We start from the raw sequence: 10,813 nt of genomic DNA on the forward strand, positions 1-10,813 counted from the left end.
TCGCTCCAAGAGCGTAGAAGTTCTAAAGTCTATGGCAAGTAAATTGTACCATCTAAATAAAGATGACTCGTTCCATAAAGAAGAACTCTCCCCTCTTTTACCTCACATTGCAATTTGCCTTGGCGGTTTCCACCTTGTATCGCATCAATACGAGATTTACCCAATTGTTCACACCAATAAGGTGCAATCACACAATGCGCTGAACCAGTCACTGGATCTTCTGGAACATTGCATCCTGGATAAAAACACCGCGAATAAACATCAGTATTTTTACCTGGAGCAGTTAAGATCAAACCTCTATATTCCAAACGTGCGACTGCATCTAAATCTGGATCTGCTGTCCTCACGTCGTTTTCATCCTCATAAACAAACATTAAATCAAACTGGCTTTTTAAGACTTTTTGAGGTTTTTTTAAATTTAAATGGTGCAACTCAGGTGATAATTCAATTGGGTGATAAGGTAATTCTGGAAAATCCATCATTAAACCATTCTCATTTTTATAAACAATAAGCGCCCCGCTTTTAGAATTAAATGTTATTTTCTTACCCTTAAATCCTAATTTTTCAAAAATAACATACGCACTCGCAAGCGTAGCATGACCACATAAAGCGACTTCTTCATTTGGTGTAAACCATCTTATATAAAATCCATCTCCCTCAGGAACAAAGAAAGCTGTTTCTGATAAATTATTTTCTGTAGCGATACGTTGCATTTCCTGATCGGTTAACCAATGTTCTAGCGGACAAACTGCTGCAGGATTACCTTCAAAAAGAGCAGATGCAAATGCATCCACCTGATACATAGATAAGCTTTTCATACCCCACCTCTTAAAGTAAAAATAAATAAACAAGAAGAAGATATATGAAGATGCTTTAGAGAAATTCAAGAGGTTTTATTTTTTCTTTTGGAATATTTTAGATACAAAAAGAGAACATTGATTAATTGTCACATCCTTATGATTTAAAAGGTTTCTCGCGCTCAGCAAAGAGCCTACGGGAACAAAATCTAGATTGCAACCATAACCAAAAGTCCATTGCATGAAAAGTAACCCGGGTTATGGCAAATCCCTAGCCCAGGCTAAACTTAACACGCAGCGATAGCTGAGAATATTGATTCGTTACTTTACTTATTCAGTAATAATTGTAACGTCTTGTGCTTTTAGTCCTTTAGGTCCTTTATCAAGCACAAAGGATACTGGATCATTCTCATGAAGGGTTTTAAATCCAACACCTTGGATATCTTTATAATGAACAAAAATATCGTCACCATTTTCATTAATGATAAATCCAAATCCTTTTTTCTCATTGAACCACTTTACATGGCCCGTTTCTCTTTGCGACATTAGCTATCCCCTTTGTCTTAAGCTTTACTATCCAACTGTTACAGATGTTTATTTTCAACACAAAAATATTTACTATTAAAGCGCTGAGTATCTATAAACATACACTTATGCAAGAAAAAATTCCCTGCATATAGATTAGCATAGCAGTTTTTTATTGATTGTTAAGGATTTTTTAAAAAAATCGATATCTTTATAATTTTTTTTTCTATTGGAAATACATAATGAATCAGATGAAATCAGCTTTTATAAAATTAGCACTTGATTGCCAAGTATTAAAATTTGGTGAGTTTACTTTAAAATCTGGCCGCATCAGCCCTTATTTTTTTAACGCAGGATTATTTTATCAAGGCAACGCGTTGCGGCAATTGGGCCAATTTTATGCCAAAACATTACTTGAGCACCAAGCTGAATTCGACCACTTATTTGGCCCAGCTTATAAAGGTTTGCCTCTTGCTACAGCTACAGCTATTGCCTTAGCTGAATTAGGTCAGGAAACCACGGTTACTTTTAATCGTAAAGAAGTAAAAAATCATGGTGAAGGAGGCCAATTAATTGGCGCCCCCTTAACTGGGAAAACAATTGTCATTGATGATGTCATTACTGCAGGTACCGCTTTTCGAGAGTCACAGATCTTAATTAAGGAAAATGGCGGTCAATTAACTGGAGTTATTATCGCTCTTGATCGATGTGAGCGAGGATTAACTCAGGAGTCAGCACTGGCAGAAATTAAGGCGCAAGGTATCAATGTTTATTCAATTATCACTTTATTTGATTTAATCGATTACTTGAAAAGTACAAATCAAAACGAGCAAGTAAAAAAGCTTGAAGCGTATCAAGCATTATATGGGTGTTAATTCCACAACGCCCTGAACTGTAGCCTGGGGAAAGCGAAGCGGACCCAGGTTTCAGAATTTCATGTTCCACAAATTTTTTGCGCCCTACATACCGCTTAAAAAGCCGTCATCCTTGCGCAGGCAAGGGATCCATTTTCAATGCACATCGTGGCTTAGTGAGTAGGTTGGTTCAGAATGACCTGAAGTATCGTCAGTTTTTTGATGAGAAACCCCCGCTAATTTTTTCGCCTACGTACCCCCTTAATTTCTTCGCCTACGTACCCCTCTTAGTTTTTCGCCTACGTACCGCGCTTTATGCGCGGTATCCAGGGGATCTTGCTATATAAATGCTCTCAGCGGCATCTTAAAATATTGTTCTGGATACCGCGCATAAAGCGCGGTACGTAGAGGAGTTTAAGCGGTTCGTAGTGAAATTTAAGTGGTTCGTAGTGAAATTTAAAATGAAAAACTGACGATTCCACAGAGCAAAATTACCCAACAAACCTGTCTACGTGAATCTGATACACATCCCTGAAAAACATCGCTACTTCGACCTTCCGAGGCGTTTCCAGAAGATCTGCCCTAAAACACTGAGCCCAGCCGGCAAGCCACGGGACGTAGACAGCGATGTGAGAGTGAGAGGTGGGATGCAAATTGTACAAGATTTATCAATCTTCAGTGTTTGTACATGGTGTTGACAGTTTTAAAAACATTCAGTACTATTGAGTTAATGTTCTATTACGCTAATACATTAATATGAAAACACATACAACAGCAAAACATTCTGCTCTGTCTGATTTAATGCACGCCATTAGTTTGCTTAAAAACAAAGAAGAAGCCTTGCAATTTTTTACCGATTTATGCACCCCAGCAGAACTCGAAGCAATGGCAGATCGTTGGCAGGTTGTTCCTTTATTGCGACAAGGTATTCCCTATCGCACTATTCATGAACAAACTGAGGTCAGCGTAACCACAATAACTCGTGTAGCACGCTGTTTAAGTTTTGGTACCGGCGGTTATGAGCTAATCGCGAAGAGATTGGAGATGTCGTGAAAAATCGTTTACGTTTGGCCTTACAAAAGAAGGGGCGTTTATCTGAAGAATCTTTGAGACTTTTGCAGCAATGTGGTTTGAAATTTCGTATTAAGACGAATAGCTTACTTACTCATGTTGATAACTTTCCTATTGATTTACTTTTTGTCCGTGATGATGACATACCTACTTTGGTATTTGATGGCTTATGTGATGGCGGAATCGTTGGTGAGAATGTCTTACTCGAGGCTTCTCTTGCCAATCCACAAAAATTATATAAAACAACAGCAGCATTAGGCACGTGCACTTGCCGTTTATCCATAGCTATTCCAGAATCCACAGAGTATCAAGGTCCTGGAAGCCTGGATGGCAAACGAATTGCTACCAGTTATCCTAATTTACTAAACCAATATTTACGTGACAAAAAAATATGTGCAGAACGTCTTGTATTATCCGGCTCAATTGAAGTTGCACCACGAATGGGTATGGCGGATGCAATTTGTGACCTCGTTTCAAGTGGTCAAACTTTGGAAGACAACAAACTCTATGAAGTAGATACAGTACTGCTCAGTCAAGCCGTATTGATCCAAAGCGATCGGAGCTTTTCTAACATGTTTCAGGAGTTATTTGACATGCTCGCACGAAGAATTCAGGCAGTACAACAAGCGCAGGAAAGAAAATACATTGTTTTTCACGCTCCGAAATCAGCTCTTGATGCAATTGCAGAAAAATTGCCTGGCGCTGAGTCACCCACAATTCTGCCTTTACCTGGCAATATGAATAAAGTTGCGGTGCATGTTGTCTCCAGTGAACGTGTATTTTGGAATACTTTAGAAACCATTCAAACCCTCGGAGCCAGTTCTATATTGGTTTTACCTATAGAAAAAATGTTGGAGTAGTATGATGTTATCGATTAAAAATTGGCAATCCCTATCCCAAGCTGAAAAAGAAATCTGCCTAACACGCCCAATGCAAACATCCTCGGTAAAAGGCAAGGTACAAGAAATTATCAAACAGGTGCGGACTCTTGGAGATCAAGCATTATTTACCTTTACAGAGCAATTTGATGGGGCTCGATTGAGCAGTCTGCAAATCCCTAAACAAAAAATTGAAAATGCGTGCATTAGTAAATCGTCTCTTGCTGCCCTTACTGAAGCAATTAAAACGATTACTACCTACCACCAAGCTCTTTTACCAGAAAATAAAAATATAGGTACAGCCGATGGTGTAACTATTAACAGTATCTACAAACCCATTCAACGAGTTGGTTTGTATGTCCCAGGTGGCAATAGAACTCCTCTAATTTCTTCATTATTAATGCAGGCCATCCCTGCCCGTGTCGCGGGATGTCCTATAAAAATATTTTGTACCCCTCCTGATGCATCCGGTTCAATTAACGAACATTTATTGGTTGCAGCAAGATTATGCGGCATAGATACCATTTATGCGCTTGGGGGAGCACAAGCAATTGCGGCTATGGCTTATGGTACTGAAACCGTTACTAAGGTAGACAAAATTTTTGGGCCGGGAAACAGTTATGTTACGGAAGCAAAAACTCTAGTTGCTTCAGATCCTTATGGCGCAGCAATTGATATGCCCGCGGGACCTTCCGAAGTCATGGTCATTGCTGATAATCAAGCAAATCCAGCATTTATCGCTGCTGATTTACTAGCACAGGCTGAGCATGGAGTTGACTCACAAGTCATTCTGATTTGCGACTCACTTCAAACCGCAGAACAGGTAAACCAACAGCTGTACGCACAATATAATAGTCTATCAAGAACACAAATAATCAAACAATCACTGGCAAACAGCTTGATTATTGTATGTGCTGAAAAAAACGAACAATTACATATGATTAATTCCTATGCTCCTGAGCATTTGATCATAAACCGTGAAGATGCAGACACTTTTGTAGATGAAATACATGCAGTAGGTACAGTATTTCTTGGCGCCTGGGCAGCTGAAACACTTGGTGATTATGTAACTGGATCAAACCACGTTCTACCAACCAATGGTTTTGCCAAAAATCACAGCGGCCTTGGAACACTCGATTTTCTCACTCACTTTAATATTCAATCAATTTGCAAAGAAGGAATCAAAGCTTTAGGGCCTGCAGCAATTGCTCTGGCTCAAATTGAAGGATTGGATGCTCATGCACGCGCTGTAGAAATCAGGTTGAACTCACTGGAGCTTTAAATGTCAGTACTTAACTTAATACGCCCTGAATTATTAGACAATCAACCTTATAGTGTAGGTAGTGCTCCCATAAGACATCGTTTGCATGCTAACGAACTTCCTTGGTCTGCATTAAATACGAATATTAATTTAAACTTTTATCCAGAAAAATACCTGCAGAAGCAACTGCAAGAACAATTGGCAAAGTACTATCAAGTTGAAGAAAAGCAAATTGTGCTCACTCGGGGATCAGATGATGGAATTGATTTAATTACACGCTTATTTCTCAGTGCAGGGCAAGATGCATGCCTACAATTTCCGCCCACTTTTTCTATGTATTCTTTTTATATCTATTTACAACATGCCAAGCTTATTGAATGTCCTCTAGATGCTCAAAATAATTTTCAACTTTCTCTACACGACATTCGTAGTAGTTGGCAAAACAACTGTAAGATCATTTTTTTGTGTAATCCCAATAATCCTACAGGTAACTTAATTGATCTAGACTTTATTGCAACACTGTGTAATGAGTATAAAAATCGCTCTGTTATCGTTGTTGATGAGGCTTATATTGAATTTGCTCAAACTCAAAGTGCAACACACCTCATTTCTCAATTTGATAATTTAATTGTGTTACGTACTCTATCTAAAGCTTATGGCTTAGCCAATCTTCGGTTAGGAATCATTTTAGCTCAAGCAAATGTAATTCAAGCCTTGAATAAAATTATGCCGCCCTTCCCCATTTCCAGTGTAGTGATTGATTTAGCTCTCCGTGCATTAGAAAAAAATGAGTGGTTTTTGCAGGCAATCAATACAATTAAAGCGTCTCGAGCCAAGTTAATGAAGGAATTGCAATTATGTCCTCTTATCAAGAAAGTCTATCCGACTGAAGCCAACTTTATTCTTGTTAAAACCAAATACACATCCGAATTGGTTTCTTGGCTTGCTCATCATGGCATAGTAATCAAAAGTTTTTCACCTAATTCATCGTTACATGATCATTTACGAATTACAGTAGGTGATGATCAACAAAATCAACTTTTGCTGCACGCTTTATCTTCTTTCCAAAATAATGTTTCAGGATATTAAAATGCAAAAAATCTTATTTATCGATCGTGACGGAACCTTAATTGAAGAACCTTTTGATTATCAAGTAGATTCTTTAGATAAAATTAAGCTCACACCTTGTGTTATTCCCGCATTACTGCAATTGCAAAAGGAAGGCTTTCACATTGTTATGGTGAGCAATCAAAACGGTATAGGTACCGCTGCTTTTCCTGAAGATGATTTTATGATTTGCCATGAATTCATCTTAGATATTTTCTCGTCACAAGGAATATTTTTTGATGAAGTTTTTATTTGCCCGCACATGCCCGAAGATAATTGTTTGTGCCGAAAGCCTAACACGGGCTTAGTGAATCAATTCCTAAAAGAAAGAGCAATTAATAATTCATGTACCTGGGTTATTGGAGACCGAGAAACTGACCGACAATTTGCCGACAATCTGGGGATCAAGTTTTTGCCCGTCTCCAAAGAGCATGGATGGGATCAAATTACCCAAAAAATACTGGGTCAAAAACGAACTGCAGTTGTCCAAAGAAAGACAAAAGAGACAGAGATAAAATTAACCCTGATTTTGGATACTGACCAGAGCAGCTCCATAAATACGCCATTTCCATTCTTTAACCATATGCTGGAGCAAGTAGCCAAACATAGTGGATTCAATCTTGAATTACATGCAACCGGTGATATAGAAGTTGATGATCATCATTTAATTGAAGATACCGCGATCGCTTTAGGGGAAGGGCTAAAAAAGGCACTTGGCGACAAATGGGGTATTAACCGCTATGGCTTTACTTTACCTATGGATGAATCTTTAGCCTCTATAGCCATCGATATTGGCGGTAGAGGTTTTTGCGATTTTAAAGGCCAATTTACTCGAGAATTTGTTGGAGGCCTGGCAACTGAAATGGTTCCCCATTTCTTTAATTCATTAGCCACTGCCCTTGGTGCAACCATTCACATTGAAGTGAAAGGCCAAAATCATCATCACATGATTGAAGCCTGTTTCAAATCATTAGGACGAGCGCTAGGCCAAGCCTGTATGAAAACAAACAACATTCTCCCATCGACCAAGGGGGTATTATGATTGCCATTATTGATGTCAGCGGCACCAATCTAACCTCTTTAGTAAACGCAGTAAAAAGGCTAGGTTTTAAGTATCAATTAACACACGATGCAAAAGAAATTGGGAAAGCAAGTCATGTGATTTTACCCGGCGTAGGTACTGCTGCTTATGGTATGAATGCGCTACGCCAGTATGAATTGATCGATGTCATTACTTCGCTAGAACAACCCCTGCTCGGTATTTGTCTTGGCATGCAATTATTACTCGAAAGCAGTGAAGAAGGTGATATTCGTTGTCTTGGTATGCTTCCTGGAAGAGCACAACGTTTACGCCAGCAAGAAGATTATCCAGTGCCTCACATGGGTTGGAACCAATTGCAGTGGTGCACAGAAACATTCTTGCAACAAGGGTTAAGAGAACAGGACTATGTTTATTTCGTTCATAGTTACGCACTAGGTGAAAGCCAATACGCTTTAGCCCATTGTGAATACAATGAACCGTTCACAGCAATCATTCAAAAAAATAATATTTGGGGTATGCAATTTCATCCGGAAAAATCTGCTGAAACCGGAATGACTTTGCTAAACAATTTTTGTAACTATTAGATTTTTTCGAAAACCTCTACTACGGAAGAGTATTTTCGAAGAAATCGATAACTTAAAATATGGAGGCTGTATGATCCTTATCCCTGCAATTGATATCCAAGCAGGTCGTTGTGTTCGTTTACGACAAGGACAATTTGATCAAGTCACTCAATTCGATACTCCCCCACTCGAACGTGCTGCTTACTTCGCCGAATTGGGAGCACAGCGTTTGCATGTCGTTGATTTGGATGGAGCACAAACAGGAGCGATGCAACAGTTGTCTTTAATATGTGCTATGCAAAATACAGGAATCGTTGTGCAAGCAGGCGGAGGAATTCGATCCTTAGAACAAGCAATAACATGTTTTTCAGCTGGGATATCCAATCTGGTTTTAGGTAGTATTGCAATTACCAATCCAGAACTGGCTGCACTTATTATCAGGGAAATCAGTCCACAACATATTATCCTGGCTTTAGATATTCGAATGAAAAATAGGATACCCTTCCCAGCTATTCATGGTTGGCAAACAACGACAAATAATAATTTATGGGATGTTGTTACCCATTATCAGCAATTAGGAATTAAACAAATACTTTGTACTGATATTGCTTGTGATGGAATGATGCAAGGGCCGAATTTCGAACTTTATAAAGAAGCAATTGAACGTTTTCCTCAAATCGAATGGCAAGCTTCCGGAGGTATCCGTAATGCAGAGGATATTAATCGATTGGATGCACTAGGAGCTAGCGCAGTAATCCTGGGGTTATCCTTATACCAAGCCACTTTTGATCTGAGGTCAATGTTATTGTAGGTGTAGCCCAGGCTACACGATTAATTTGAGTATAAATTATGTTAACTAAACGAATTATTCCATGTCTTGATGTACGCGATAATCAAGTAGTCAAAGGAGTTAAATTTCGTAATCATCGTGTTGTTGGCAACATTCTCGAACTTGCCGCTCATTATTCTGCAGCAGGTGCAGATGAGTTAGTATTTTATGATATTACTGCAAGTTCTGAACAACGTTCAGTTTGCCCAGATTGGGTCCGCCAAGTTGCAGAAACAATTAATATTCCTTTCACTGTAGCGGGTGGAATTCGCTCACTTGATCAGGCAAAATCGGTATTAAATTCTGGGGCTGATAAAATATCCATTAATAGCCCGGCATTAGAAAATCCCGGTTTAATTAATGAACTAAGCCGGAATTTTGGAAGCCAATGTGTTGTAATAGGAATTGATAGTCAATGGATAGATAATGATTATTATGTCTATCAATACACCGGAGATGAACATAAAATCCTTAATTCCAGACGCAAAACAAGAGAATGGATCAGAGAAGTTCAAGACAGAGGTGCAGGAGAAATTGTACTAAACTGTATGCAATCGGATGGCGTGCGTTCAGGGTATGATGTGCATCAATTAAAATTGGTACGCTCTTTATGCCAGGTACCATTAATTGCTTCTGGAGGTGCCGGGGCGCTGGATGACTTTACTCAAGTATTTCTTGAAACTCGAGTAGATGGAGCTTTAGCTGCCAGCATTTTTCATGACAAAATTTTGACGATCCACGAAATTAAACGAACACTTAAAAAACAAAAAATTGAGGTACGATTATGATTCATATGGAAATTAATTCTTTGGATTGGAAAAAAATGAATGGTTTATTACCAGCCATCGTCCAAAATGCTGAAAATGGTAATGTCTTAATGTTAGGTTATATGAATCAGGAAGCGTTGATCGCCACACTGACTACAGGCCAATTGAATCTCTACAGCCGAAGTCGCAAGCGTTTATGGCGTAAAGGAGAAAGTTCTGGTAATAGCATGTCCGTACAGCATATCAGTGTGGATTGTGACAGCGACAGCCTTTTAATTCAGGTCTTACCTAAAGGTCCCGCTTGTCATTTAGGATCCACGAGTTGCTTTCAGCCTGAACATAATACAAATCTTGGTTTTATACATGAGTTGATTGGACTGATAAATGAACGTGCAGACTCAAAAAATGAAAACAGTTATACAGCACAGTTATTCGAATCCGGACTCTCACGATGCGCTCAAAAAGTAGGTGAAGAAGCCATTGAAACAGTAATTGCTGCAGTAAATAATAACCGTGAAGAATTAGTTAATGAATCAGCTGACCTTATTTTTCATTTATTTGTTTTATTAAAAGTATGTGAACTGAGTTTTTATGATGTCTTGCAATGCTTACGAGATAGAGATAGATCGGTTCATACCTAATAGAGTCATTAACCAGGTTATTGCAAACTCGAGTAGGTTGGTGGCGTTCGACCAGAGGTATCGTCAGTATTTTGATGAGAAACCTCCACTAATTTTTTCGCCTACGTATCGCGCTTTATGCGCGGTATCCAGGGGATCTTGCTATAGAAATGACTCAGCGGCATCTTAAAATATCGTTCTGGTTACCGCGCATAAAGCGCGGTACGTAGAGAAATTTAACATGAAAAACCTCCACTAATTTTTTCGCCTACGTACCGCGCTTTATGCGTGGGATCCAGTGGATCTTGCTATAGAAATGCTCCGCGGCATCTTAAAATATCGTTCTGTTTACCGCGCATAAAGCGCGGTACGTAGAGAAATTTAACATGAAAAACCTCCACTAATTTTTTCGCCTACGTACCGCGCTTTATGCGTGGGATCCAGTGGATCTTGCTATAGAAATGCTCCGCGGCATCTTAAAATATCGTTCTGTTTACCG

General features: G+C 39.0%; 12 protein-coding genes. 10 read left to right on the forward strand and 2 right to left on the reverse strand.

Annotated elements, in window-relative coordinates:
* Positions 1–29: 29 nt before the first annotated feature.
* Positions 30–818, reverse strand: a complete 789-nt coding sequence (locus tag LXO92_RS12580; RefSeq protein WP_182349916.1) for a PhzF family phenazine biosynthesis protein — start codon at positions 816–818, stop codon at positions 30–32.
* Between the two features lie 309 nt (positions 819–1,127).
* Positions 1,128–1,343: a cold-shock protein gene (locus LXO92_RS12585; protein ID WP_003631957.1), complete on the reverse strand. Its 216-nt coding sequence runs from the start codon at positions 1,341–1,343 to the stop codon at positions 1,128–1,130.
* Positions 1,344–1,564: 221 nt separating this feature from the next.
* Between LXO92_RS12585 and pyrE the strand changes: the two genes are divergently transcribed.
* From pyrE to hisIE, 10 genes are all read left to right on the forward strand, one after another.
* Positions 1,565–2,197 carry an orotate phosphoribosyltransferase gene (pyrE, locus tag LXO92_RS12590; protein ID WP_182349917.1) on the forward strand — a complete coding sequence of 211 codons (633 nt, stop codon included), beginning with the start codon at positions 1,565–1,567 and terminating at the stop codon, positions 2,195–2,197.
* Between the two features lie 735 nt (positions 2,198–2,932).
* A complete protein-coding gene (locus tag LXO92_RS12595; protein WP_182349918.1) occupies positions 2,933–3,229 on the forward strand; it encodes a YerC/YecD family TrpR-related protein in 297 nt (98 codons plus the stop codon).
* Positions 3,226–4,107, forward strand: coding sequence for an ATP phosphoribosyltransferase (gene hisG, locus LXO92_RS12600; protein WP_232891093.1), 882 nt, complete (start codon positions 3,226–3,228; stop codon positions 4,105–4,107). The genes LXO92_RS12595 and hisG overlap by 4 nt, the downstream gene beginning before the upstream one ends.
* A gap of 4 nt (positions 4,108–4,111) precedes the next feature.
* On the forward strand, positions 4,112–5,407 hold the full coding sequence (gene hisD / locus LXO92_RS12605; protein ID WP_182352836.1) for a histidinol dehydrogenase: 1,296 nt from the start codon (positions 4,112–4,114) through the stop codon (positions 5,405–5,407).
* A complete protein-coding gene (hisC, locus tag LXO92_RS12610; RefSeq protein ID WP_232891094.1) occupies positions 5,408–6,475 on the forward strand; it encodes a histidinol-phosphate transaminase in 1,068 nt (355 codons plus the stop codon). It abuts the gene before it with no gap.
* A gap of 1 nt (position 6,476) precedes the next feature.
* Positions 6,477–7,535: a bifunctional histidinol-phosphatase/imidazoleglycerol-phosphate dehydratase HisB gene (gene hisB / locus LXO92_RS12615; RefSeq protein WP_182349921.1), complete on the forward strand. Its 1,059-nt coding sequence runs from the start codon at positions 6,477–6,479 to the stop codon at positions 7,533–7,535.
* Positions 7,532–8,119 (forward strand): imidazole glycerol phosphate synthase subunit HisH, encoded by a 588-nt coding sequence (gene hisH, locus LXO92_RS12620; protein ID WP_182349922.1) that lies wholly within the window; start codon positions 7,532–7,534, stop codon positions 8,117–8,119. The genes hisB and hisH overlap by 4 nt, the downstream gene beginning before the upstream one ends.
* Positions 8,120–8,189: 70 nt before the next feature.
* Positions 8,190–8,909, forward strand: coding sequence for a 1-(5-phosphoribosyl)-5-[(5-phosphoribosylamino)methylideneamino]imidazole-4-carboxamide isomerase (locus tag LXO92_RS12625; protein ID WP_182349923.1), 720 nt, complete (start codon positions 8,190–8,192; stop codon positions 8,907–8,909).
* A 38-nt stretch (positions 8,910–8,947) separates the two neighbouring features.
* Positions 8,948–9,715 carry an imidazole glycerol phosphate synthase subunit HisF gene (hisF, locus tag LXO92_RS12630; RefSeq protein WP_182349924.1) on the forward strand — a complete coding sequence of 256 codons (768 nt, stop codon included), beginning with the start codon at positions 8,948–8,950 and terminating at the stop codon, positions 9,713–9,715.
* Entirely contained in the window at positions 9,712–10,335 is a 624-nt protein-coding gene (gene hisIE, locus LXO92_RS12635; RefSeq protein ID WP_232891095.1) for a bifunctional phosphoribosyl-AMP cyclohydrolase/phosphoribosyl-ATP diphosphatase HisIE, read from the forward strand. The genes hisF and hisIE overlap by 4 nt, the downstream gene beginning before the upstream one ends.
* The last annotated feature ends 478 nt before the right edge of the window (positions 10,336–10,813 follow it).

It is taken from the genome of Legionella resiliens, from assembly GCF_021344005.1.
GTDB classification, from domain to species: domain Bacteria; phylum Pseudomonadota; class Gammaproteobacteria; order Legionellales; family Legionellaceae; genus Legionella; species Legionella resiliens.

Coding starts and splice junctions, on each gene's coding strand:
- hisH (WP_182349922.1), top strand. CDS start 7,532: ATGATTGCCATTATTGATGTCAGCGGCACCAATCTAACCTCTTTAGTA.
- hisC (WP_232891094.1), top strand. CDS start 5,408: ATGTCAGTACTTAACTTAATACGCCCTGAATTATTAGACAATCAACCT.
- LXO92_RS12580 (WP_182349916.1), bottom strand. CDS start 818: ATGAAAAGCTTATCTATGTATCAGGTGGATGCATTTGCATCTGCTCTT.
- hisB (WP_182349921.1), top strand. CDS start 6,477: ATGCAAAAAATCTTATTTATCGATCGTGACGGAACCTTAATTGAAGAA.
- hisF (WP_182349924.1), top strand. CDS start 8,948: ATGTTAACTAAACGAATTATTCCATGTCTTGATGTACGCGATAATCAA.
- pyrE (WP_182349917.1), top strand. CDS start 1,565: ATGAATCAGATGAAATCAGCTTTTATAAAATTAGCACTTGATTGCCAA.
- LXO92_RS12585 (WP_003631957.1), bottom strand. CDS start 1,343: ATGTCGCAAAGAGAAACGGGCCATGTAAAGTGGTTCAATGAGAAAAAA.
- hisD (WP_182352836.1), top strand. CDS start 4,112: ATGTTATCGATTAAAAATTGGCAATCCCTATCCCAAGCTGAAAAAGAA.
- LXO92_RS12625 (WP_182349923.1), top strand. CDS start 8,190: ATGATCCTTATCCCTGCAATTGATATCCAAGCAGGTCGTTGTGTTCGT.
- LXO92_RS12595 (WP_182349918.1), top strand. CDS start 2,933: ATGAAAACACATACAACAGCAAAACATTCTGCTCTGTCTGATTTAATG.
- hisIE (WP_232891095.1), top strand. CDS start 9,712: ATGATTCATATGGAAATTAATTCTTTGGATTGGAAAAAAATGAATGGT.